At 37.8% G+C, this 25,358-nt stretch carries 23 protein-coding genes and 1 pseudogene; 5 read left to right on the top strand and 19 right to left on the bottom strand.

Annotated elements, in window-relative coordinates; genetic code table 11:
* The 3 genes and pseudogenes from dusB to BUB87_RS02830 all read right to left on the bottom strand — a co-directional run bounded on the left by dusB (position 1) and on the right by BUB87_RS02830 (position 2,125).
* Positions 1–951 (bottom strand): tRNA dihydrouridine synthase DusB, encoded by a 951-nt coding sequence (dusB, locus tag BUB87_RS02840; RefSeq protein WP_073341606.1) that lies wholly within the window; start codon positions 949–951, stop codon positions 1–3.
* Positions 952–1,160: 209 nt separating this feature from the next.
* Positions 1,161–1,451: pseudogene (locus tag BUB87_RS15165) on the bottom strand (DUF134 domain-containing protein); the annotation flags it as partial.
* Positions 1,452–1,822: 371 nt separating this feature from the next.
* Positions 1,823–2,125, bottom strand: coding sequence for a DUF5320 domain-containing protein (locus BUB87_RS02830; protein WP_073341602.1), 303 nt, complete (start codon positions 2,123–2,125; stop codon positions 1,823–1,825).
* Between the two features lie 254 nt (positions 2,126–2,379).
* Between BUB87_RS02830 and BUB87_RS02825 the strand changes: the two genes are divergently transcribed.
* A complete protein-coding gene (locus tag BUB87_RS02825; RefSeq protein ID WP_073341600.1) occupies positions 2,380–2,976 on the top strand; it encodes a superoxide dismutase in 597 nt (198 codons plus the stop codon).
* On the opposite strand, the gene mntA is transcribed toward BUB87_RS02825, so the two are convergent.
* Together mntA and BUB87_RS02810 are read right to left on the bottom strand one after the other, a co-directional pair.
* Positions 2,971–4,251 carry a type VII toxin-antitoxin system MntA family adenylyltransferase antitoxin gene (mntA, locus tag BUB87_RS14645; protein WP_084110813.1) on the bottom strand — a complete coding sequence of 427 codons (1,281 nt, stop codon included), beginning with the start codon at positions 4,249–4,251 and terminating at the stop codon, positions 2,971–2,973. The two genes, BUB87_RS02825 and mntA, sit on opposite strands and share 6 nt — an antisense overlap.
* 153 nt (positions 4,252–4,404) lie before the next feature.
* Positions 4,405–5,175 (bottom strand): SDR family oxidoreductase, encoded by a 771-nt coding sequence (locus tag BUB87_RS02810; RefSeq protein ID WP_073341599.1) that lies wholly within the window; start codon positions 5,173–5,175, stop codon positions 4,405–4,407.
* A gap of 491 nt (positions 5,176–5,666) precedes the next feature.
* Between BUB87_RS02810 and BUB87_RS14855 the strand changes: the two genes are divergently transcribed.
* A complete protein-coding gene (locus BUB87_RS14855; protein WP_084110811.1) occupies positions 5,667–6,146 on the top strand; it encodes an HD-GYP domain-containing protein in 480 nt (159 codons plus the stop codon).
* Between the two features lie 47 nt (positions 6,147–6,193).
* On the top strand, positions 6,194–6,496 hold the full coding sequence (locus tag BUB87_RS14850; protein WP_268761573.1) for an HD-GYP domain-containing protein: 303 nt from the start codon (positions 6,194–6,196) through the stop codon (positions 6,494–6,496).
* Here the strand turns inward: BUB87_RS14850 and BUB87_RS02800 are convergent.
* The 12 genes from BUB87_RS02800 to BUB87_RS02745 all read right to left on the bottom strand — a co-directional run bounded on the left by BUB87_RS02800 (position 6,483) and on the right by BUB87_RS02745 (position 20,503).
* Positions 6,483–8,933, bottom strand: a complete 2,451-nt coding sequence (locus BUB87_RS02800) for an AAA domain-containing protein (RefSeq protein WP_159432353.1) — start codon at positions 8,931–8,933, stop codon at positions 6,483–6,485. The genes BUB87_RS14850 and BUB87_RS02800 overlap by 14 nt on opposite strands.
* 737 nt (positions 8,934–9,670) lie before the next feature.
* Complete coding sequence (locus BUB87_RS02795; RefSeq protein WP_073341595.1) at positions 9,671–10,375, bottom strand: acylneuraminate cytidylyltransferase family protein; 705 nt, start codon at positions 10,373–10,375, stop codon at positions 9,671–9,673.
* Positions 10,368–11,435, bottom strand: a complete 1,068-nt coding sequence (locus BUB87_RS02790; protein WP_073341594.1) for a nucleotidyltransferase family protein — start codon at positions 11,433–11,435, stop codon at positions 10,368–10,370. The genes BUB87_RS02795 and BUB87_RS02790 overlap by 8 nt, the downstream gene beginning before the upstream one ends.
* A gap of 31 nt (positions 11,436–11,466) precedes the next feature.
* The gene (locus BUB87_RS02785; RefSeq protein WP_073341592.1) at positions 11,467–12,111 is read right to left on the bottom strand and encodes an acetyltransferase; all 645 of its coding nucleotides are present in this window, start codon (positions 12,109–12,111) and stop codon (positions 11,467–11,469) included.
* A gap of 30 nt (positions 12,112–12,141) precedes the next feature.
* Positions 12,142–13,185 (bottom strand): N-acetylneuraminate synthase, encoded by a 1,044-nt coding sequence (gene neuB / locus BUB87_RS02780; RefSeq protein WP_073341590.1) that lies wholly within the window; start codon positions 13,183–13,185, stop codon positions 12,142–12,144.
* 21 nt (positions 13,186–13,206) lie between these two features.
* The gene (neuC, locus tag BUB87_RS02775) at positions 13,207–14,361 is read right to left on the bottom strand and encodes a UDP-N-acetylglucosamine 2-epimerase (RefSeq protein ID WP_073341588.1); all 1,155 of its coding nucleotides are present in this window, start codon (positions 14,359–14,361) and stop codon (positions 13,207–13,209) included.
* A 19-nt stretch (positions 14,362–14,380) separates the two neighbouring features.
* Entirely contained in the window at positions 14,381–15,493 is a 1,113-nt protein-coding gene (locus BUB87_RS02770) for a LegC family aminotransferase (RefSeq protein WP_073341586.1), read from the bottom strand.
* Positions 15,486–16,472 (bottom strand): NAD-dependent 4,6-dehydratase LegB, encoded by a 987-nt coding sequence (locus tag BUB87_RS02765; protein WP_073341640.1) that lies wholly within the window; start codon positions 16,470–16,472, stop codon positions 15,486–15,488. The genes BUB87_RS02770 and BUB87_RS02765 overlap by 8 nt, the downstream gene beginning before the upstream one ends.
* Before the next feature lie 34 nt (positions 16,473–16,506).
* Positions 16,507–18,288 (bottom strand): motility associated factor glycosyltransferase family protein, encoded by a 1,782-nt coding sequence (locus BUB87_RS02760; protein WP_073341585.1) that lies wholly within the window; start codon positions 18,286–18,288, stop codon positions 16,507–16,509.
* The gene (locus BUB87_RS02755; RefSeq protein WP_073341583.1) at positions 18,288–18,641 is read right to left on the bottom strand and encodes a hypothetical protein; all 354 of its coding nucleotides are present in this window, start codon (positions 18,639–18,641) and stop codon (positions 18,288–18,290) included. The genes BUB87_RS02760 and BUB87_RS02755 overlap by 1 nt, the downstream gene beginning before the upstream one ends.
* 86 nt (positions 18,642–18,727) lie before the next feature.
* Positions 18,728–19,582 (bottom strand): flagellin Hag, encoded by an 855-nt coding sequence (gene hag / locus BUB87_RS02750; protein WP_073341582.1) that lies wholly within the window; start codon positions 19,580–19,582, stop codon positions 18,728–18,730.
* Between the two features lie 108 nt (positions 19,583–19,690).
* Complete coding sequence (locus BUB87_RS02745; RefSeq protein ID WP_073341580.1) at positions 19,691–20,503, bottom strand: AraC family transcriptional regulator; 813 nt, start codon at positions 20,501–20,503, stop codon at positions 19,691–19,693.
* A gap of 120 nt (positions 20,504–20,623) precedes the next feature.
* Between BUB87_RS02745 and melA the strand changes: the two genes are divergently transcribed.
* Positions 20,624–21,925 (top strand): alpha-glucosidase/alpha-galactosidase, encoded by a 1,302-nt coding sequence (melA, locus tag BUB87_RS02740; protein WP_073341579.1) that lies wholly within the window; start codon positions 20,624–20,626, stop codon positions 21,923–21,925.
* Between the two features lie 150 nt (positions 21,926–22,075).
* Positions 22,076–23,248 carry an ROK family transcriptional regulator gene (locus BUB87_RS02735; RefSeq protein WP_073341577.1) on the top strand — a complete coding sequence of 391 codons (1,173 nt, stop codon included), beginning with the start codon at positions 22,076–22,078 and terminating at the stop codon, positions 23,246–23,248.
* A gap of 7 nt (positions 23,249–23,255) precedes the next feature.
* Here BUB87_RS02735 and BUB87_RS02730 read toward each other — a convergent pair whose 3' ends face one another.
* Positions 23,256–24,236: a GSU2086 family protein gene (locus BUB87_RS02730; RefSeq protein ID WP_073341576.1), complete on the bottom strand. Its 981-nt coding sequence runs from the start codon at positions 24,234–24,236 to the stop codon at positions 23,256–23,258.
* A 153-nt stretch (positions 24,237–24,389) separates the two neighbouring features.
* Entirely contained in the window at positions 24,390–25,106 is a 717-nt protein-coding gene (locus tag BUB87_RS02725; RefSeq protein WP_073341574.1) for a ThuA domain-containing protein, read from the bottom strand.
* Between the last annotated feature and the right edge of the window lie 252 nt (positions 25,107–25,358).

Raw genomic sequence — 25,358 nt, 5'->3', positions numbered from 1 at the left:
CTAAATTAAACTGAGAAGCAATTGCTTTATCTCACTATAATCCGTCATCTTATTGATGCTGTCCCTCAACCTGGCACTGCCGTAGATACCTTTAAGGTACCAGCCTATGTGCTTTCTCATCTCCCGGATACCTTTATCCTCTCCCTTATACTGCACCATCATGTCCAGGTGTCTAAGAATTACATCTACTTTCTCTTCAAGGGTAGGCTCAGGGAGCAATTCTCCTGTGTTTAAGTAATGCACAGTCCTCTTAAATATCCAGGGATTCCCCTGAGCTCCTCTCCCTATAAGCACGGCATCACAGCCGGTATACTCCAACATATTTTTAGCGTCCTGCGGTGTAAAGATATCTCCGTTTCCTATAACGGGAATCCTCACGGCTTCTTTGACGCTGCGTATTATATCCCAATCTGCCTTCCCTGAATAAAATTGCTCCCTCGTCCTGCCGTGTACGGCTACTGCTGCAACACCGCAATTTTCAGCGATTTGCGCAATTTCCACAGCATTTACGTGCTGGTCATCCCATCCTTTTCTTATCTTCACCGTCACAGGTTTTTTGGAGGCCTTTACCACCGCACTTATAACTTTTTCTGCTAATTCAGGCTTTAGCATAAGGGCAGACCCATCGCCATTCTTCACGATCTTAGGGGTGGGGCATCCCATATTTATATCTATTATCAAGGCTCTAGATTGGTTTAACCTTTCTGCTATCACACCCATTATATCGGGATCGGAACCAAATATCTGCAATGCCACCTGTTCTTCATCACCGATATCCGTCAAAAACTCCGTATTCTCACTGCCGTAATAAAGACCTTTAGCACTAACCATTTCTGTATAAGCCAACCCGCAACCCATCTCCTGGCACAGCATCCTGAAAGGCTTATCGGTAACGCCAGCCATGGGCGATAAAAACACATTATTCTTTAATACCACGTCGCCTATCTTCAAAAACACCGACCTCACATTCCGTAATGTCCATGGCGTCCATGGCGCCCACGGCGATGACACCTTCCATGACAAAAGGACCCAATATTGGCGCAAATCGTATCAGTTGAACCACATTTTGGACATTCAAGCTTGCCTTCTCTCACCTTTTCCAGATTTTCAAAACTGTCTTCCCACCTGTTGCCACAACTCAGGCATTCAAATTCGCATATGTGTACTGTATAATTGCCACCTTCAACCCTTATAGCCTTGCCGTTTACAAGGCTATCCGCTACTTTTGCCCTGGCTTCATTCAAAATGCGCTGAAAGGTCTGCCTTGATATTTCCATCCTGGCAGCACATTCATCCTGTTCCAGACCTTCTATGTCCTTAAGCCTCAGGGCCTCCAGTTCCTCTACCTTCAATACATTCTCTTGCAGATGCCCTCCTGGTACGCCTACAGGCACAAAATAATTTATATCAGGTAAAAACTCGACTTTTCTCCATTTAACAGGCCTTGGCAAAATTATCACTCCATTTCCCATAAATCACGTTTTAACTGAAATTAATTTTAACAACCTTTTTATATTAGTATACAGATAAGACAAATTTTCTTCAAGGAAAAATCTTCAGTTTATAATTTACAATATTTCGTAAAATAGGTTGCTTCCAAAAAAATTCAATAGCATCGGTAAGTTACTTTGAGGTGATGCGCTCCGCGAGTTTTTCACAAAGTCACTTACCTCAGAGGTATTCCTTTAGAGTAATGAATTTTTTCTCCAGCAACCTATTTTAGAACAAAAATATTGAATTCAAATCACAAATTGAAGAAAATGCCTACAAAAAAAGGGCGATTTACGCCCCTTTATGAAAGATAGCCATGTGCTATTAATGGTTATTCGCCGTTTTTATCGCTGTTGTCGCCTTTATCTCGGCCTTCCAGCTCCTTAAGCCTTTTATTTATGGCATCAAGATGCCTTTGCAAAATTTCTGCTCTCGCTTCTAGCCATTTCTTCTCATCGGCTTCTTTATACTGGTAGAAAAATCCCCTGTGATGATGCGGGATACTATAAAAATTGTGACATCCATATCTTCCAAACATCATATATCCTGGATTCCCGTGCCTTCCACAAAAACCCGCTCCATGACCTCCCATAGGTCCCATTCCTACAGGACCTGTACCATCTCTACCTGGCATTATAAACCCTCCTCTCAATATTATTGGCATATGCCCTATTTCAATTATAATTATATGTCGGTTTTGGGCATATGTCAATAACTAATTTAAAAATTTTCAATCTGTAATTCACAATATTTACAAATGGATTGCTTCCGAAAAAATTCAATAGCATCAGCAAGTAACTTTGAGGGGATGCGCTACGCCAATCTTTCACAAAAGCTTATAATTTTCATATTATGTATTAATCATTGATTTTACCTGAGGTGATAAAGATGGATAAGCTTGTAGCCAAAAAATATAACCTGGTATTGAAAGGAATTTCAGAAAAGACCCTGAAAGAACACTATAAACTATATGAAGGTTATATAAATAAGACCAATGAGATATGGGATAAATTACTGACCGCTGACCGCACAAAAGCTAACGCCACATACAGCGAATACAGGGAGCTGAAATTAGAAGAAAGTTATAGCCTTGACGGAGTAAAGCTCCATGAGCTATATTTTGAAAACCTGGGCGGCCCCGGAGGTATGCCCGATGGCTTGATAAGCCAGATGATTGCGGCCAGCTTTGGGTCATTTGAGGCATGGAAGGAGGATTTTATAGCTTGTGGAATATCTTCAAGGGGATGGACCGTTCTGTGCTTTGATCCCATAGACCTGAAATTGCACAATTATCTTCAGGATCTGCACAACCACGGGATCATTGCCAGAACGGCCCCACTCCTGGTGATGGACACCTACGAACACGCCTATTTTATAGATTACGGTACGGATAAAAAGGGGTATATAAAGGCATTTATGGATAACATAAAATGGAGCGAAGTCAACAAGAGGGTATCATTGTGGGTAGACATGCACAACTTATAATATTTCCTCTATAGCGTTCATGGTGCTTTCATCCAGAGTAACGCCCACTGCCTTTACGTTTTCTTCTATCTGCTCAGGCCTAGATGCGCCTATGATGACGCTGCTTATCTCTTTGTGCTGCAATATCCAGGCAAGGGCCAGCTGCGCAACAGTCAAGCCATTTTCTGCTGCAATGTCTTTAAGCTTCTCCACTTTATCCAGGTTTTCATCGGTTAAATATCCCTGTACAAAATGACCTACCTTGGGGTCAGCTGCCCTGCTCCCTTCGGGAATGCCCCCTCCTTTTTTGTATTTTCCCGTCAAAACGCCCTGAGCCAACGGACTGAAGACAGCAAGGCCTATACCTTCCCTGGCACAGATAGGCATAACCTCTTTTTCTATGTAGCGGTTTAACATGTTGTACACAGGCTGGTTAATCGCAATGGGATTTAGATTTAATTGCCTTGCGGTATATACACCGTCCAGAATCTGCGCAGTGCTCCACTCGCTTACGCCCACATACAGCACCTTACCCTGATGCACCAGATCGTCAAGGGCCCGCATCACTTCGTCAATGGGTGTATCTGGATCATACCTGTGGCAGTAAAATATATCCACATAATCGGTGTTTAGCCTTTTTAAACTGGCGTGACATTGTTCCATAATATGCTTGCGGGATAGTCCCCTATCGTTGGGCCCATCTCCCACAGGCCAGAATGTCTTGGTAGCCAGCACGTAAGAGCTCCTGGGGAAATCCTTTAACGCTTTTGCCAGGATCTCCTCAGCGGCGCCAGGATAGGTTTGGCCTGCTCCGTAGACATCAGCGGTATCAAAATAATTGATACCCAGCTCATAGGCCTTTTTAACACAGGCGTTGGCCTGCTCCTGTCCATAAGACCCCCCATATGTAAGCCAGCTGCCCAGAGCTATCTCACTTACCTTAAGCCCATATCTTCCAACTTTACGGTATTTCATAATACCATCCTTTCTGTTAGGTTTTATTTTAAGTAATGCCCTTCTTTCTTGGCGCACTTTATAAATATCGTATACAACATTTCTGAAATCTTCTGCTTCCATTGAAACATCAAGCATATAACCTCTAATAGCTTCCCATGCAATTGTCGCGTTGGCATTGTTTAATATGATGAGATCTACATCGCGCTTGAGTAAATCCTCCAGCTGATTCCATAATGAATAAACCATGGATTCATCATAGTTTTTCAAATACACAGCAATGTCAATATCAGACTCCTTAGTTTGCTTTCCTTTGGCTGCAGAACCAAATAAAAACGCCATTAAAACATAATCTTTATCCTTAAAAAAAATCTTTCAAGGTCTCTAAATATTCCATATTTCCACCTTATCCTTTACATTCCTCTTTATAATATATTATACCATAATATGTATCCGAATTATATGGCAAAAGGGCAATTTACGCCCTGAAAAATCCTACACATAAATCATCTTAACGGTCATACCTCCATCTATGGTGAGATTAGCTCCTGTTATAAACCCTGCTTCTTCTGACGCCAGAAACAAACAAGCATTGGCTATGTCCTCTGGTTTTCCTACACGGCCCACCGGATGCTGCTTGTGATCCGCCTCTGTCAGAACAGGTTTTGTGGCCTGCGAGCTCTTCTTCCATTCAGAAACCTCTATCCACCCCGGACTTATAGAGTTCACCCTGATATGATCCGGTCCCAGGCTTATAGCCAGTGAATGAGTAAGGGCTATTATGCCGCCTTTTGACGCAGAATAAGGCTCCGTATGTGGCTCTGACATAAAAGCCCTGGTAGACGCTATGTTTATAATGACGCCTCCGCCCAGATCTCTCATCTTCAAAGCAGCGTACTTGGAACACATATATGTCCCCCTCAAATTTACGGCTATAACCCTATCCCAATCTTTCATATCTCTTGTATAGATAGTGCCACCAGTTCCTATCCCCGCATTATTTATCAGTACGTCCACTCTGCCAAAGACCTTTACAGCTTCGTCCACCATGTTTTTTACATCCTCTTCGATAGCCACATCCGTGTGGACAAAGATGCATCTTCCACCATTGCTTATTATATATTCTTTATTTTCCAACCCCGCTTCATCATCTATGTCAGCAATGGCCACACTAGCCCCTTCCTGAGCAAAAGCCCGAGAAATAGCTCTGCCAATGCCCTGGCCTCCTCCTGTCACTATGACTACTTTATTATCAAACTTTCCCATAATGCTAACCTCCCTATTTTCATTCATATAGTTAAATTATACCATAAACTTTACAAAAACTTTACAAATAAATCTCTATACAAAACATATGCTTTTATGCTACAATATAGGCTGAAAAAGGGACGGACAATGTTGGCAATTAAGAAGACTTCAGCGAGTGTTTGTAGTGCTTCAAAATTTGCCAGAGAGTTTTCTTTTCTAATTACACAATCTTAAACTGAAACACTCTATTACTTCCCAAATCTAGCAAAAAGTAAAAAAGAAAAGGTCCGTGTAGTCTAGGCATATGCCTGTTCCATGAAAGGATACGGATGGAGTTGGGCTTTTTGTGCTTTTACTAATAAATACCTTGCAAAGGAGAAAATACCGTCGTGAGTTTAAAACTAAAAAACTATAGAATTTTAATTTTCTTACTTTTAGCGACGATCGCAATATACTGGGTATCTTATCGCTTTTGACGTGACATAGTACACTTTTACGTATACTCGCAATTGTACTACATACCTATAATAGTAGGAGCTTTTTTATACAACTACAGATATGCAATAGTATTTCCTGTACTGTCAATATCAGGACAACTGTTAACTCTGTATTTGCCGGACAAAAGCGATGTTTTATTAACTCTGTTTGAAATAAGTATACCTATTTACTTTGTAGTATTTGCTTTAATAGCTAAACTAAAAGTTAAAGCAGAAGCGGTACAAGAATATTATTCCAAATTCTCCCAAAGTATGCAAGATACAATAAACGCTTTGCTATCAGCTTTAGAAGCAAAAGATTTATATACCTACAATCATTCCAACAGGGTAAGCAGGCTAGCAAAATTGATAGCGCAGAAAATGGATCTGGCTTCTAAAGAAATAGAAAAAATATATTTAGCGGCGAGACTTCACGATATAGGAAAGATAGGGATTAACACCACCATATTAAATAAGCCGCAAAAACTCTCTGCAGAAGAATTTGCCCTATAAAGGACCATCCAATTATAGGTGCCGAAATCATCAAAAAAGTCAACACCATGGCAGATCTGGTTCCTCTTATACTTCACCACCACGAAAGATACGATGGAAAAGGATACCCGGCAGGCCTAAAGGATGACCAAATACCCCTTGGCTCCAGAATAATAGCTTTAGCAGATAGCCTTGATGCCATGACATCCCATAGGCCATACAAAAATCCGTATCCTTTCTCAAAAGCCCTAAACGAAATAGATGCAAATTCTGGCAGCCAGTTTGATCCACAAGTCGTAAATGTATTTTTATCAGCCATATCAAATGGGCATGGAAGCGTGATTCCAAGCCCATTTTTTACGGTTGACTGAATATTTTGCCATTGCACCCAGGATATCCAATACATCCTAAAAAAGTTCTGTACTTACCCTTCCTGATCACCATAGGCCTGCCACACTTAGGACATGGTTTGTCAACAACATCACCAAGTGCATTTGATTTATTTAGCTCTAAATTCTTAATTATTTCCTCAACGGCTAAGGCACTCTCATATCTCCTTACAGTTCCCGAATATCCAGAATTGCAAAACATATTAATATTCCCTTCCCATATTACAGAATCTATGATAAGTAGATTTTTATTTACGGTTGTTCTTTCTATTACAGTTACTCCCTTATCTCGCAAAATACTAATTACCTCTGTATCTTTACTTATATTGTTCCGGTATACAGGCTTTGTATAAACTTTAATATCAATCTCTCGACCTTTTATTTTAGCAAATATCTCATTAAATACCTTCACGATTAATGAAATCTTTGTACAAACAATAACAATTTGCCTACTAACATTCTTTAAATCATCGGATAGCTTTGTCCAAACCTCTTCCTTATTTCTTGCTTCTAACTTACAATACGTAATCACATCAGTAGCATTAATATTTTTAATAAAATTTTCAGCAGGTATTTTGATGGATTTTCGACATATATAACTTATTATCCTATATATTAAAGATCTCGCATTGAGTTGAGATAATAAATATTTCGTATTGCCAATAAAGTAAAAGCTGCTTTTTGCTCTTGAAATTGCCACATTAAATAATAAAGCTGCATTCGAATCAGGAATTAAATCATTTAAAAGCGGAGATATTGTAAGTCCGATACTATCTGATGCATCAAATAAGATTACATCTTCTTCTCCACCCTGGAATCTGTGGACTGTACTAACTCGAATTTTTTCTCTTACTCCCCATTCCCTTATTATTTTAGCAATCAATCTCGATTGTGACGAATACGGTGTAATTATGCCAATTTGTATACTCTTGTTACTTTCCAAAATCCTTTTTGCGATTTTAGCACAAACAAACGCATTATAAATATTAAATCTACCTCCATAGGATACTTTATAACATGGAGGGTTCACATCCTTTGTATCCACCAAGACAAGTGGAAAACCCGCTATGGAATCATTTAAATTTCTGTTTATTACACTCTCGTGATCTTTAAGTTTATTTTGATAAAAAAACATATTCACTATAGAGGATATTTGAGGGACCATCCTATATTGCGTATCTAATAATCTCACTAATTTGTGATTATATGCTACATCTACTTTATCGATTTTCATAATATTAAAAATATTTCTTCCAAACCACTCTTTTACCATCCTATCTTCCGATATACATATAGGAGGTAGCTGTAAAAAATCACCCGCAACTGTAACATATTTTTTACTCCTGGCTACCACCCAATACAGTTGAGGCAATGGAACCATGCTCACCTCGTCAATAATTAATACATCAAAATATTTATTTGAGATTTTTTCATCACAAAACGTCTTTGTAACAGTCGTTGCAACAAGCATAGCTTTAGATATAATATCATCACTGTTAGTTGCTAATATGTTATCTATTTCAGTGATTCTTTCTTTCATCAACTGAAGAACTCTTTCAGTATCTTGCTCTCTCTCTTTTAATATATTTTGATTACTGTTTATAGCTTCACATATTTTTTTGCTTTTTTCTTCTAGAATAGCTTTTTCTAATTCCTTTTTCTTTATTGCTTCTTTAATCTCCTCGGCATATCCCTTTTTATCGCTGCTTCCTTCGTACTGATTCAAATGGGACTTTAAAACCTGTAAACTAAAATCTATTTCTTTTAAAGCTTTATTTATACTTTTTAAATTCTCCCTATCTCTTTCTATTTCTTCAAATTTTGCTTCTCTTCTAGATATAGCTTTCTTTAAAGATTCCTTCTCCTTTATTAACAATCCAAATTTTTCATTTATTACATTATCGAACAAAACATTTTTATAATCTCTATTATATAACTCCATAAATTTAGATTGTGGCTTCCCATAACGAATAATTCTGCCTTCCTTATATAAATCACTTTCTTTAAAAATTGATAAAACTTCCTTCATTGCTTCATCTACAGCATTATTGGCGTGGGATACTAATAGTACTCTTCGCTTTGCTTTTAAATGCGCTTCAATAGCTTTTGCCAATGTCTTAGTTTTCCCGGTTCCAGGTGGTCCCCATATTATACATAAAGGTTGATTGTAAGAAGCTTTAATGGCCTTTATCTGCGCATCATTTAATTCATCACCGGATATATCACAATTAACATCATCATTTGCATTATCTATATGTCCGCTAAATATCTTATCGCTCAAACTAAAATCAAATTCTTTTATATTTTTCTTGCACTCAATATATTTATGCCTTAATATATCCAATAAATACCATGGCTTGAAATCCAAAACCGCTTCTTTGACATTATTGTCCACATATTCGTCTATTATTATCTCCAATTCCGAACTGGTAGATGATATTATTTCCGCTGAATATACTTCGCCATTGATCTCAATTTTGCACGGAATTTCATCTATACTATATAATTCACTATCATAAGCAAATTTATATATAAAACCAGATAAATCCTTGCCAATAAAAATACCGTTATATATTTTGATAAAGTGATTTTCTCTACTACCTTTTATAGCTTCTATTTCTTTTTCAAGGACATCTATAAATATGTTGATATAATATAATGATATCATACCCTTCAATTTCCTCCAAAGTCTTCCCTGCCAATTTAATAAAATACAAACAACCTATCTAATCAAATATCTTATCACCTTTTTCTTGAACCCTGCATATATCGTAGATAAATCAATTCATTCATAACTATTTTGTATTTTATGTTCTGTTAAATCCTAAAGCACAGGCCGTTTCAATAAAAAAGCGTCACAGTTCATAAAATGACAAATAACATTTAACTATTGAATACATGACCTCAGCGAGCTATTCTTTGCAAACATATTCAATTCTTCTTCTCCCACTGAAATTTAGAGGGTACCCGCACTTTTATGCTTCTGCCTTTATCCAAAAAACTCATCTTCTATCGACATACTGTCAGCTGCATAATTATAATGTGCTTTACTATCTCCCTAACGTTTTCTATCGCTTTCTGTACCCATTTTTTCAATCTCGTCAATCATAAAGCAAAGACTATTTAATAGCTCACTTTTTACGTAACCCAACCTTACTATATATTTTTGTTTTTCATCAAAAATTCTGCGAATTGCAAATCAAATTCGCTATCAATGTCCACAGACTTTTCTCTTGACATTATATATGCATATGTTTTATCCCCGTAAAAACTCTTATACTGCTTTATATAATTCCATTTAGCTAAGTATATAGCGCCATTCAGGCGATAATAAGTTTCTAATTCCTGCCTGTTCTTATTTAATACTTCTTTCCTTATAAAGTCTTTCATGCATAGATCTTCTCTCAATGTATTCATCCATAACGGCGAATGTTCAGCCTCACAGACTGATACCACCGCATCTGCATTTTTTCTGACAAATAAACTTAATGCATTTTTTATATCTTCCGAATCTCTTAATGGAGACGTTGGCTGTAAAAGTATCAATAAATCAAACTTCTCATTATGATCTTCAAGCCACTGCATGGCATGTAATATCACATCAATTCCTTTTGCTTCATCTGTTGCTAAAGCTTCCGGGCGTATAAAAGGAACTTCTGCACCATATTTTTTAGATACATTCGCTATTTCCAAATCATCTGTTGATACAATTATTTTATCTATAAAATTAGCCTGTAATGCCGCTTCGATTGTATAAGCAATAAGAGGTTTACCTGAAAGACACCTTAAATTTTTCCGCGGGACCCCCTTAGATCCTCCTCTGGCAGGTATTAACGCTAATATCGTTTGACCGTCATACATTTACATCACCATATAACTTTTTAAAATATTCTAATGTTTTTTTGTACTCTTCCCACTGCCCTACGTCAAACCATTTTGAGCTTATAGGATAAACTCCTACTTTAAAACCACATTCTTTAGCCTTTAGTAAGAGATCCGGCATATTTATAGGCTGCCCTTCAGGAATCAAATCTATGATTTCAGGCTCTAAAACGTAAATACCCGAGTTTATAACAAAGTAATATTCCGGCTTTTCAGTTACCCGCTCCAGAATACCATCTTTAACATCTAAAACACCATAAGGAATTTGCATATTTTTTATAACACCCACAATAGTTGCTTGATTGTGATTATTTTTATGATATTTTAACAATTCATCAAAATCAATCTCAACGATTACATCGCAATTTGAAACTATAAATGATTCCTTTAGCATACTTTTGGCCAACTGCAATGCTCCAGCTGTCCCCAAAAAATCTTTTTCATTTGTATATGTAATATTGTACCTATCTGGATTTTCTGAAAAATATAATTTTATCATCTCTGCTTTGTAGTTAAGCGATATAATAAAGTTATTAAAACCATATTTTCTAAAATTACTCATTATAACCTCTATTATTGGTTTTTCCCCGATAGGTATTAACGGTTTAGGAAGTATTTTTGTAAATGGGTCCAACCTTGTCCCCTTTCCTCCCGCCATTATAAAAACATAGTTGGATTTATTGGCATATTGTTTAACTCCAAACAATTCTTCGATCATGATTAAGTCTATAACTGTATTATTACTGTCCAAAACCGGCACAACTCTAATTTTATACTTCAACATTAATTCATAAGCTTTATCTTCTTCGCCTTTATATACAAACCTAGGTGACCTATTCATTATCTCCCCAATAAATTCGTCCAGTGATATGTTTTTTAAAATAGATCTTCTTATATCGCCATCAGTAACAGTACCAATTAATCTGTTTTGATTATCAACCACAATTAAAATCTGTAACCCATTATCATTTATTTTTTTTATTGCATCTCTTATTGTACAATCTGCATGGGCCAAAGCATTTTTCACAATATCCTTCATAAAAAATCTCCTCACCCGTTCATGAAATATATTATCTATAAGCAATAATCTTCCCTGGAACACCTACGACAACAGCATTATCAGGAACGTCATTTATAATAACCGCTCCCGCTCCAATTAACACGTTTTTTCCTATTTTTATACCCTGAATTATTACTGCCCCGATACCCACAAAACTTTCATCACCAATCTCAACACCACCTGCAATTTTAGAACCTGGAGCAATATGCACATGATCTCCAATTCTACAATCGTGTTCCACTACTGCTGCAGTATTTATTATAACGTTATTGCCGATTTCCACATCCGGTCCAATTACCGATTCAGCCATAACCACATTCCCTTCACCAAATTTGCTATATTGGGAAATTATCGCTTTAGGATGAAACGCATTTATCATATTAAAACCTATACTTTTTGCGGTATTATACAGATCTTTTCTTATCCGATTATCTCCTGTACTACCAACCGCTATCAAGGCATGCTTTATGCCCTCATTATAAAAATCACTTAAACATTCGTCACTACCTATTATTGGAATACCTAATATCCTTCTTCCCATCTTTTGTCTGTCCTTCTCTATAAGCCCTACAACCCTATAAGTATCCATAAGTTTGAGGATTTCTAATACGGCTTTAGCATGCCCACCAGCTCCAATTAAAATAAGTTCTTCCAAAAAAATTCCCCCATCCAGGCTCCTTTTAATTCATTCTAACATATCCAAGTTAATTAGTGTATCTTTTAAAATATCAATTTTAGCTTTCCTACCTACTATATAGCCTATATCTTTTGGCGGTATGCCAGTTCCAGGCCTTTTTACCGTCAGCATCTCTTTTTCTATGACCATCCCTCTTCTTATGTCGCAAGCCGCTACAAGGCTTTTGCGCGCCACTTTCCTGGCATTTTCTTCAACATACGTACACTTCTTTATCCCGTCTCCCATTGAACATTCTACGTTTCTTATGCTCTTTATCATCTGCTTAAGTTCAAAAGGCTCCAACGAAGCTTTATGATCAGGCCCTGGTAAATTTCTGTCGAGTGTAAAATGCTTTTCAATAACTTTTGCCCCTAGCGCTACAGCTGCTATAGGAATCTCAATACCTAATGTATGATCCGAATAGCCAACTGGAAATTTAAATGCATTTTTAAGAGTAAGCATTGCATTTAAGTTTACGTCTCTGTAATCTGCCGGGTAGTTTGATACGCAATGTAAAAGTATGATTTTCTCATTACCTGTCTTCCTTATAATATCTATAGCATCTTCTATTTCCCCAAGATCAGCCATCCCTGTTGATATTATCATTGGTTTATTTCTTCGCGCAATATATTCAATAAGCGGCAAATTAGTAATATCACCTGAGCCTATTTTATATGCAGCCACATCACATTTATCTAGTACATCAGCACTCTCAAAGTCAAAAGGAGTAGATAAATAGATTATCCTCTTTTGCTGGCAATATTTCATAAGCTCAATATGTTGATCATATGTAAGTTCTAATTTTTTGAGCATATCATATTGTGATTCATTTTCACCAGTAGTTCTTTTCTGATATTCAGCTTTTTCGGCGCTTTTTATCACTAAGTTCTCAGCTTTAAAAATTTGAAACTTAATTGCATCTGCTCCAGCTTCCACGGCTGCATCTATCATTTTTTTTGCCAATTCTACACTCCCGCTATGGTTTACTCCTGCCTCTGCTATTATAAAGGCAGGAGAATTATCACCTATAATTCTATCACCTATTTTTATCATATAGTCATCTCACTTTCAGCCTTAATATGTGAGCTTTTTCATTAAGAAGTTTTCATTATTTATATCTACGGTTTTTAGTACACTGACGATTTTTTTACTTGTATCTCCTTCTCCGTATAAATTTTTTGTATTTTTCAACTCTCTTCTAAAGCTCTCGTCGTAAAGGGCTTTTCTTATCCCGCTTAAGATCTCCTCTTTAGAATAGCCTACATCTATAATATTTAAAGCTCTCAATCTTCCTTTTTGCCTGCTACCAATGTTAACCACTGGTAATTTAAATGATGGAGCTTCGATTATTCCACTGGATGAATTGCCAACCATAACATCAACATATTTTAATAAGCTTAAATATCTTATTTGTCCTAAGTTAATATACAATCTGGCCTTCTTATATTTCTCAACAAAATCATTTATCTTTCCAATTATATACCTTCCACCACTATCGGCGTTAGGATAAGTAAAAATTATTTGGCAACCCGTTTCTTTTAAAGCTTCTAATAAATTATTGACATGCTGTTCTATATTTTCTCTTTCCAGTGTTTCTGGATGATAGGTTACTAATAAAGTAGTTAAATCTAGCCTTATTCCTAAAGATTTTTCAAGTTCACCTTTATCAAGCAATTTTAACTTTTTGATATTCTCTAATCCAGGCGCCCCTACATTATATACTCGCCACTCTTCTTCTCCCATCTTTATTATTCTTTCAGCATAATAATCGCAACTAGGAAAATGAATATGTGCCATTTTAGTTATCGCATGTCTTATCTGTTCATCTATCGCTCCTTCTGTTGACTCACCACCTGCTATGTGTGCTATAGGAATATTTAATGCCATTGCTGCCGTAGCAGCGGCAAATACCTCAAACCTATCACCCAATATCAACAATATATGGGGCTTTAACCTTGAAAAAACTTGTGCAAAGCTGATAATACCCAACCCAATCGATTTCGCAATTCCCTGTCCTGTATCTGACGAAAGTAATATTTCAACTTCATCATATATTTTAAAACCGTCTTTTTCTATATCTCTCTTTGTAAGCCCGAATTCCGGTGATAAATGAGACCCTGTCACAATAAGTTGTAATTCCAATTCGGGATCATTTGCAATCTCTTTAAGTGTCCAGTATAATAAGCCATATTCTGCCCTTGTCCCTGTAACAACTGCTATTTTCCTCATATTTTGCCCTCTCCATTGTTTATATTTCCAATATTTCTAATAAGGATTTTGCTGTATATTCTATATCTTCCGGTCCGTTCAATGTCGATGATGGAAGGTTTAATCCCCTTTCGTAAATATCATACGAATTATCATAGTTGCCCTTCTTATATTTTAAATATGGCGGCATATCTACTATCGGTTTAAATATTCTTCTGCTCGGTATCCCTCTTGCTTTTAATTTATCCTGAATCTCCGGTATTGTTTTTTTCACTTTTTTAGTGTCTATCTTTATAGAAAATAACCACGATGAACTGATAGCATCTGCATACTCCTTTTGCAGCTCTATTACCTCAATTCCATTAAATGCATTTTCATATATTTTCTTAAACAACTGTTTCTTCGTTAAAAATTCATCTAATCGTTCAAATTGCGCAAGACCCAATGCCGCTTCTAAATTCGTCATCCTGTAATTAAAGCCTATTTCTGAATGATGATATCCAGGTAAATTATCTCTCGCCTGATTAACAAGATATTTAATATGCCCAGCTCTTTTTTTGTCATTTGTTGCTATCATTCCTCCCCCACCTGTTGTAATTACCTTATTTCCGTTAAAGCTGAAACATCCCATATGGCCAATAGTTCCTGTATATCTACCTTTATATATCGCTCCAAGGCTTTCTGTTGCATCTTCGATGACATATAACCCATGCTCTTCGGCAATCTTCATAATCTTATCCATATCACATGGATTACCGTATAAATGCACAACTATGATGGCCTTTGTTTTAGGTGTTATTGCTTTTTCGATTTTTTCCGGATCTATATTCCAAGTATTCGCATCCACATCTACAAAGACAGGAGTTCCACCACAATACACTATAGGATTAACTGTTGCAATAAATGTAATGGCAGGTACGATTACCTCATCACCTGCCCCTATTCCCAATTCATATAGTGCCATATGTATTGCTGCCGTGCCGCTTTGCACTGAAACGCATGAATTAACATTTAAATATCTTGCAAATTTTTCTTCAAATTCAGGTACAAACGGACCAGCAGTTGATACATAATTACTATCAATAGCTTTTAATATATACTCTTTTTCTAAGTCTCCCAAATTAGGGTCGTCAAGCTTTATTTCACTATACATTATATACCTCCGGTTTATAAATATCTATGTTATCCTTTAACCATCCTATTGTTTCTTTCAGGCCTTCTTCAAGAGTATATTTTGGCTTCCAGCCAGTATATTGCTTTATTTTCGTATTATCACATAAAAGTCTTTCAACTTCGCTCTTCTCCGGGCGAATTCTCTGGTCTTCCTGAACTATTTTAATATCAACACCCATCAATTTTGAAATAAGATACGCCAATTCACCAATAGATATCTCCTGTCCAGATCCAATATTAACAACTTGTCCTATAAGTTCATCGCACTCAGCAACTTTTATAAATCCATCTACGGTATCTTTTACATAATTCATGTCCCTTTTGGGAGTAAGACTTCCCAATTTGATTTCTCTCTGGCCACTCAATATCTGCGTAATTATTGTAGGTATTACAGCCCTCGCCGATTGTCTTGGTCCATATGTGTTAAATGGCCTTGCTATCGTCACAGGTAAATTAAAGGCATTGAAAAAACTCAATGCAATATTATCAGCAGCTATTTTTGTAGCTGAATACGGTGACTGAGGCTGAAATGGATGACTCTCGTCTATTGGCACATACTTAGCTGTTCCGTAAACCTCACTTGTGGAAGTTTGAATTACCCTCTCTACACCTAATTCTTTTGCTGCCTGCAAAATATTATATGTGCCTTCTATATTTGTTTTTATATATGCTAATGGCGATACGTAAGAATACGGAATACCTATAAGTGCCGCAAGGTGAAAAACAACATTGATATCCTTCATTGAATCTTTTACACTATCATAATCTCTTATATCACCTGTATATATTTCAATTTCATCTTTATATAATGATGTTTCCAACCATCCCCAATTGTTCTTTGAATTATACCTTATAAACGCTCTTACTTTCGCACCTTCCTCAACCAGCTTTTCTGCCAGATGCGAGCCAATAAACCCCCCAGCACCTGTAACAAGAACTCTTTTATCTCTTAATTTCATTAATACGGCCTCCTGAGAAATAAAAATTATCAACTTAAGCATATTTTTCATTTATAATGTTTTCTATCGCCTCTTTTGCATGTTCTAACCCACTTTCTGACTGCAATATCGCTTCATAGATTCCCTGATAAAGGGTATATGACATAGAAGCGATTCGCAGCTTTTTTTGTTTTTCTGTTTCATCTTTTTCAGGTTTAAAGCCTTTAAGGACTTTTGTTGTTACAATGTTTAAAATGGATGATATAAATGAAAAACTATCTTTAGAATCTTTTAATTTCACGTCTATTTTATCTAATATAGCTAGTATCCGTGTAACATCAGCATCAATATCCTTTTCATATTCATTATACAACTTTTTCGAAAGTTTTGCTCCACGCATGCAATCATATTTTATTATTTTTAACCTCTTAATTGTATCTTCAAATTCTCTTTTAAGTGAGTTTATTTGTTTTAGTTCTGGCTCTATTTTCTTATTCTTTAAAATTTCATCGATTATTTGCTTTACATAATATTCTTTTCCCATATACTTTAAAATTGCCTCTTTAAAGCTCATTATTTCCATACCTTTAATTAAAGCTCCGCCTTCTGTGGCATTGATATATATCCTTTCCGGATGACTGTATACATAATTTTCAAACCATGTCTTAAACGATAGAAGCACTTTATCTGTTAAGACTTTTTCTTCAAGGTTGCCTTTAACGTATATATATTCTTTTTCATCATAACTACTTTTGATCCTATCTTTTTCATATATTGTTCCTGCAGCATGTGTCCTGTGGTTTAGATATGCCAGATCCTGTCCTATAAATATAATAGGATTGCACCCTAATTTATAAGCAAAATCCAATGACAAATTCGCAACAGACGGACCTGCACTTAGTCTCCCAAATTCTACAGATAACTTTTCTTCAAGCAAAGATGAAAATTCTGAGGCAATCATGCCAATAACTAAAGGGCCTTTGTATCTTCTTAATATTTCAGGATATACTGTAAGGTCATATAGCAGCGGTACATTTACCGAACACCCATCAAAGTGTCTAAAATTCTTCTCACTTCCATCTATTGATACAACAAAATCAGGTTCAATATTTTCTTTCACCAGGACTTTTAAGGCTGTTCCGACACATATAATTATACACTTTCCTTTCACTTCTTTTAACAATCTGACGTTCCTGTCTAATGAAGGACCTGCCGACACTATTACAGCCGGCACATTTTTAAACGAGTTAAAAAATGACTTAACAGGTACACTTCTGAAAACAAATTCTATGTTTTCCATAAAGTTTGACTGCCATTGTGCTGCAAAATATAAAGACGTATTTCTATTTATCCTCATTGAATTTATAGTTTCAATCAAACTATTGCTGAATCTCTCATAATGTTCTTCAAAAATTTTAGGATACTGCTTAAAATCTATATAGGTAAGATTTTCAAAATTGTCCCATGGAATATACATTGACAACAGCGTACCTATACCTTTTTCAGAACCTTCGACAATAAAAAAAGTATCAGGCCTATTCTTAAACCTATCGTAATATCCATTGTTTAATGCATACTCAAATATTTCTTTAGAGGGTTCTACCAGAATTAACCTATTGTTTGTGGATAATCTCTCGCTCAAATAATTAATATGATATCCCAATCCGATTCCATAGACCAATATTATCGATTCTTCACCAAATTCAATCCGACTTGCCCATTCTTGTGCTTCCCTTACAGGATAGTACGAACTGTGTAAAAAATATCTTTTATTGTCACTTATTACAATTAGAGTATCATTCCCGTCCTTTGCTTTTACAATTTCAAATGAATTCATCAGTTAAGCTCTCCTTTTTTGACATGGTTCATGTATCCACGCAAAACATCTTTAATTTCGTAATTTAATACATCAGATATTAATTGGTAATCTGAACTCTCAATAGCTGAGAGTAACACATTCAAGCTTTCATTAGTTTTTGAAATATCTATGCTAAAACCATGAAGTGGTGCAGTTAAAGTAATAGCTTGTATCGACCAACCTAACCCTTCAAGTATATATGTTAATAAAGATAGGGCATCTGTATATTCTCCATTATTAATATACTCTATTTCTTTGTCAATTCCATTTATCAATTTCGGTATATACTTAAAACTCTCTTCCATTGTTTCCTTCATAAGTTCATTAGCCATTTTAATACCTCCACGATTTATTTGTTTTATATATTCTATCGGCAAAAATAAATATAATTTAAGGGAGGTAAAACCTCCCTCTTATATTATCTGAGTAATTGCAAAACTGTTTGTGGCAGTTGATTCGCTTGAGCAAGCATTGCTGTTGCTGCCTGGTTTAGTATGTTGTCTTTTGTGAATTCCATCATTTCTTTTGCCATATCAACATCTCTTATACGCGATTCAGCTGCTGTTAAGTTTTCTGATGCTGTGCCAAGGTTGTTTATCGTATGTTCAAGCCTATTTTGTACCGCACCAAGATCAGCCCTTTGACCAGATACTTTATTTATTGCAGCATCGATAGAATTAATCTGGGCACTAATAACAGAAGCATTATTAGTAGCTACATTAATACTTGCCATTGATTTAGCCCCAGTAGCAGTACCTTTCAACGCTACTGCAGTCATTGTAGCTATATTTAATTTAAGTACTTGTTGGCTATTAGCACCAATCTGAAATGTAAGTGTAGCTTTACCAGCAGCCAAAGAACCATTTAAAAGATTTCGAGTGTTAAATTGGGTTGTTGAAGCAATCCTATTTATTTCATTCTTAAGTTGGTCAATCTCCTTTTGAATATTTTGCCTATCAGTAAGAGTGTTTGTACTGTTTGCCGCTTGAACTGTTAATTCTCTCATTCTCTGAAGTATTGCATGTGTTTCATTTAATGCACCTTCAGCTGTCTGGATCAAAGATATACCATCTTGAGCATTTCTTGTAGCCTGTTCCAAACCTCTGATCTGCGCTCTCATTTTTTCGGATATAGCCAATCCTGCTGCATCGTCGCCCGCCCTGTTGATCCTGTAACCTGATGAGAGTTTTTCTAAGGCTTTCTGTGTATTCATATTGTTAACTGAAAGTTGCCTCCACGCATTTAATGCGCTTAAGTTATGGTTTATTATCATCCTTCTCTTCCTCCCTTATGTATTTTTACAGTTGGCTAACTGCCTCTTTCTTTCACTAATATTTATCGTAAATATCTCATAAAACTTTATAGGTGTTTTGAAATATAATCAATACCTTCTCCTATACTTCTTCGGACTACACCCCTTTACTTTCTTAAACATCTTGGAAAAACCCAGCGGATCGCTGTAGCCTACTGAGCGAGCCACATCGCTTATGGACAGCGAAGGGTTTTTCATAAGATCACAAGCCTTATCCATCCTGTATTTTATAAGGTACTCTCGAGGGGATACTTTAAGATACTCTTTAAACAGCGAGCATAAATAGCTCCTATCAAGGCCTATGTGCCTTGCCAGTTCCATTACGCTTATATCCCTAGAATAGTTCATCTCTATGTACTGAATAGCCTTTCTAATGTACACCTCCTGCTGTTTTTCGCCTGCCTCAGCATATCCATCGGCTGTCTCTATGAGCTCTGAGAGAAATAGGTATAAAAGACCCTGAAGGCGTATCTCGCCGCCTCTTTTCAGCTTAGAGGCATCTATCATTTTAGAAAAACATTCCTTTACGTAATCCCCTTTGTCGTAAGTAAATATAGGATTTTCTCGCGTAAGCCCTGCGTACTTTAAATACATCTCAGCCTTGATGCCCTGAAACCCTACCCACGTGTATGTCCATGGGTTTTCTCTATCAGCTTCGTAATAAGTGACTATATCAGGGCATATGAGAAATCCCTGATTCTTGTGGAGAGTGTATACCTTCCCGTCGATATGGAATTTCCCTTGCCCATCTAATATGTAATGTATAAGAAAATGGTCTCTTACAGCAGGCCCGTAGGAGTGGCCCGGCTCACATTCTTCCATGCCGCAGTGGTATACGCATAAATCAATACCTTCTCTTAAATTTGTGTGAAAATCGTACATACATCCATCTCCTCTATCTCACATTATACCATATTTATTCCGCATCAAGTCATTGGATTTTCTACCGTATACAGTTATAATTTGTCTCGAGAAATCGTTTGATCGCAAGGGGGTTTTTATATGCCTAAGATCACATTTATGGGTGCTGGAAGCACCGTCTTTGCCAAAAACGTGCTGGGCGATGTGATTCTCACGCCTGCATTGCAGGGATGCGAGATCGCCTTATATGACATCGATCCTCAAAGGCTTAAAGACTCTGAGATGATGCTCAACAACATAAATGAAAACTACGGGGGACATGCTAAAATAAAAGCATACCTTGGCGTAGAAAACAGAAAAGAAGCCTTAAGAGGTGCCGACTTCGTGGTCAACGCCATCCAAGTGGGCGGTTATGAGCCCTGCACCGTCATAGACTTTGAGGTCCCTAAGAAATACGGCCTGAGGCAGACCATTGCCGATACCCTGGGAATCGGCGGTATATTTAGGGCGTTGAGGACCATCCCCGTTCTTAAAGAATTTGCCGACGATATGGCTGAGGTATGCCCTGACGCCTGGTTTTTAAACTACACCAATCCCATGGCCATGTTGACTGGCGCCCTTATAAGGTTTGGCGTAAAGACAGTAGGACTTTGCCACAGCGTTCAGGGCTGCGTGCCGGGGCTTTTGGAGCCGCTGGGCATAAGCACTGAAAATGTACAGTGGAAAATCGCAGGAATCAACCACCAGGCCTGGCTTTTAGAGATCACCAGGGACGGAAAAGACCTGTACCCCGAAATCAAAGAAAAAGCCTTCAGCAGGCCAACACCGCACAACGATATGGTGCGCTACGAGATAATGAGGCAGTTTGGCTATTATGTAACAGAGTCCAGCGAGCACAACGCCGAATATGTGCCATGGTTTATCAAGAGCACCCATCCTGAACTGATAGAGAGGTTTAATATTCCTCTGGATGAGTACCCCAGAAGGTGTGTAAACCAGATCAAAGGCTGGGAAGCCATGAGAGAAAATCTTGTAAACAACAAAAATATAGAACACCACAAGACCCACGAGTTTGCAGCATACATAATGGAGGCCATGCTCACAGATAAGCCATATAGAATCCACGGCAATGTGCTCAACACAGGCCTTATTACTAACTTGCCCAGTGATGCCATCGTAGAGGTACCCTGCATGGTAGACAGGAATGGTGTAAATCCATGCTATGTAGGAGACCTGCCGCAGCAATGTGCCGCCATCAACAGGACCAACATAAATGTGCAGCTGCTCACCTTAGAAGCCGCATTTACGCTCAAAAAAGACTACATCTACATGGCTGCGATGATGGATCCTCACACAGCGGCGGAGCTCACCATTGACGAAATTAGAGCCATGTGCGACGACCTCATAGAGGCTCACGGCGACTGGTTACCGAAATTTAAATAATGTGAAAACCACAAATAAGTCTCATATTCAAGACCTCTGAATATTCAGAGGTCTTTTGTTATGCAGATTTTATAGCCAACTCACATACAATATGATATAATTAATATACTTAATATACTTAATTAAATAATATGACAAAGGAGTAGTGAAATGAAGTTTAAAGGAAGCAATCTCAGCAACGTCAAGATTTTAAACAGAGCTCTTATAATGAGGCTTCTGTACTTTAAAGGACCTCTTTCCCGTATAGATCTGGCCAATATGACAGGTTTAACCCAGCCAACCATAACCAATATCATAAATGATTTAATTAAGGGGAATCTTGTCAACGAACTGGGGCCTGAAGAAACAACCAGTGGCCGCAGGCCGATATCTTTGGAACTTAACTCCAGTTATCTGCACGCCATCGGTATAAACATATCAAGATATGGTTTTGCAGTAGCCCTCGTCAACATGAACGGTGAAATACTCTTTGAATACAAAAATGATACCCATACTGTTGAAAATAAGGAAAACACCTTAAACGCTATAAATGACATAATCGGGAATATTATAAAAAATACATCAAAAAAGATCATTGGTATAGGCGTTGGCACGCCCGGCCCTGTAGATGCCGAGAAAGGCATTATAATAAATCCGCCAAATTTTAAGGGTTGGGAAAACACCGATTTAAAATCAGCTATTGGAAGCTATGGACTCACCATCTACAGCGATAATGTAGCTAATGCTTGTGCCCTGGCAGAAAAATACTTTGGTGAAGCGAGAAACGTTGAAAATTATATCTATATGATCGTCGATGAGGGTATAGGTGCCGGCGTAGTTATAGGCGATAAAATATTCCGAGGAGGAACAGGTCATGGTTGCGAATTGGGCCACATCACCATAGATATAAATGGTCCACAATGCGATTGCGGTAACCGGGGATGCCTGGAACTTTACGCCACAATCCCCCAGGTGGTTGAAAGGGTGCGCTCCGAATTACATACCGATGGCATCACGTGGGCAGATATAGTAAAGAATGCCAGACAAGGCAACAAGTTTATGAAAGAGCAAATAGATATAATATCAAAATACCTCTCAGCCGCTTCAATAAGCATTGCAAACGCCTTTGACCCTGAGGCCATTTTCCTCGGCAGCGATATCGCACTGGCCTCCAACCTGGTAACAGATTATATACAGAAGGTTATAGACCAGCGCTTTATAAATCGCAATGTCCATAAGGTAAAGGTCGCCACATCCACCATTGCAAAAAAAGCACCAGTGTTAGGAGCTGCCACATTGGTTTTCGACAAACTCCTCAGCGGTGCCTTAGTACTGAGCGATTAGTGGTAATTCATCTGACTCCAGGTGGAACACTGGGCAATTTTTCTATAACTTTTTTGTACAGGTTAGGTATTGTTACCATGTGATTGGCTTCGATATAGAAGCCCTTGCCACCCATGCTGGTAGGCCTGTTTACGATATTCTTTCTTGGCCTATAGTAGTAGTGGAAGTGATCCTTGCTCACTTCGCTTCTGTAATCACCTAGAGGAATAATGTCAAAATTAGCTGTGGTAAACCTGGTCACATCGTAACCCTGATTTCTCACGATAGCCAGGGCTTTCAAAAATACCTCAGGACCCGTAACCGCTGAGCCAAAATTCAGGAACACTCCTCCACCCAGCTGTGAAATGCTGTGGCAGTATATAGCAAAATCAATCCCACTGGCACCTCCTAATGCAGCAAAATCTGCCGATGGATGCTCATGTATTATATCGGTGCCTATGGTGATGTGATAGGTGGCCGGGATGCCCAACTTATATGCATTGTACACTACGCAATCATCTGCATAAGGGAAGCGATCTTTATGCTCTTCGATGTAGACAGCTAACGACTGACCATATCCCATGCCTTTGCTGTATCCTTCTTTTATAGCCTCATTCATCCAGGCACCGGTTTCTTCCCACATCCCAAAAGTGCCGTCCTCAATAGCCGTAGGAACGTGCTCCGACGTCCCTCCTAAATATGCAAGCTCAAAATCATGGATGCTGGTAGCGCCATTAGCTGCGATATGGGTTATAATCCCCCTTTTCATCAAATCGATTAAATACCTGGATAAGCCGCATTTTATCACATGGGCACCCATTGACCATATCACAGGACGGCCGTTTTTTCTAGCCTCTACAATGCGGTCTATAAGCTCATCAAATTCAGGATTGTGATACTCAGGCACTTCATCAATGCCGGGTTTCTTGAGATCATCTATCGTAACAAGGTTGTGCCTTCCTCTGGCCGTAAATGTCCTGCTCTTAGTTAAATCCAATCTCTCAAACATATTCTTTCTCCTCTCATAATTAATTTAATTATATTATATCACAAAAAGGTAATTCCGAAAAAGGTTAAATGTGACATAAAAAAACAAAGCAAAAGGGACTGTATTCCATCAGCCCCTCATAAAACGCAGATTACGACACCCGCGAGCCACAGGCTACAGCTGCTCCAATGGCTTTACATTGCCAAATGTTGGAGTAGGTCCTTCTATAGGTGCTGCCCAGCGAACCGCATTATCTATAACCTTTAATATCTTTTCATTGTGGTATATAGGGAATGACTCATGACCCGGTCTGAAATAGAATATCTTGCCTTTGCCTCTGTAGAAGCAGCATCCGCTTCTAAATACCTCTCCGCCCTTAAACCAACTTATAAATACCAATTCATCAGGAGCCGGTATATCAAAGCGTTCGCCATACATTTCCTCATGGGGCAAATCTATGTACTCCCCTATTCCCCGAGCAATAGGATGCCCTGGTTCTACCACCCATAGCCTCTCGTTCTCACCTGCTTCTCTCCACTTAAGGTCACAGGATGTACCCATAAGCTTCCTGAATATCTTGGAGAAATGGCCTGAATGCAAGACTATAAGTCCCATACCGTTTAACACCTTATTGTAGACCTTTTCCACTACCTCATCGCTTACCATATGGTGTGCCACATGTCCCCACCATATCAGAACATCAGTCTGGTTTAAAACCTCGTCGGTAAGACCATGCTCTGGCTGATCCATTGTCGCTGTCCTTACTTCAAGTCCAGGCTGCTCTTTAAGATATTTGGCTATGGCTCCATGTATACCTTCGGGGTATATCGATGCCACATTTGCATCCATCTTCTCGTGGACGTATTCATTCCATACTGTAACCTTTATCATACTTTTTGGCCCCCTTATGTTTATTTCCCATATACCATTATACCACAAAATCTGCCACAAATCATTTGATATACTTTGATTTGCAATTTGAATGCTACAAAAATTGTCCAAATACACAAAATAGGTTGCTGGAGAAAAAGTTCACTGACTCCAAAGGAATACCTCTGAGGCAAGTGACTTTGTGAAATGCTGACGTAGCACATCCTCTCAAAGTCACTTGCCGATGCTATTGAACTTTTTCGTAAGTAACCT

Source organism: Caldanaerobius fijiensis DSM 17918, assembly GCF_900129075.1.
Classification (GTDB): Bacteria; Bacillota; Thermoanaerobacteria; order Thermoanaerobacterales; family Caldanaerobiaceae; genus Caldanaerobius; species Caldanaerobius fijiensis.
Note: the sequence above shows the minus strand (reverse complement) of the source record. Positions and strands in the feature narration are given on the sequence as shown.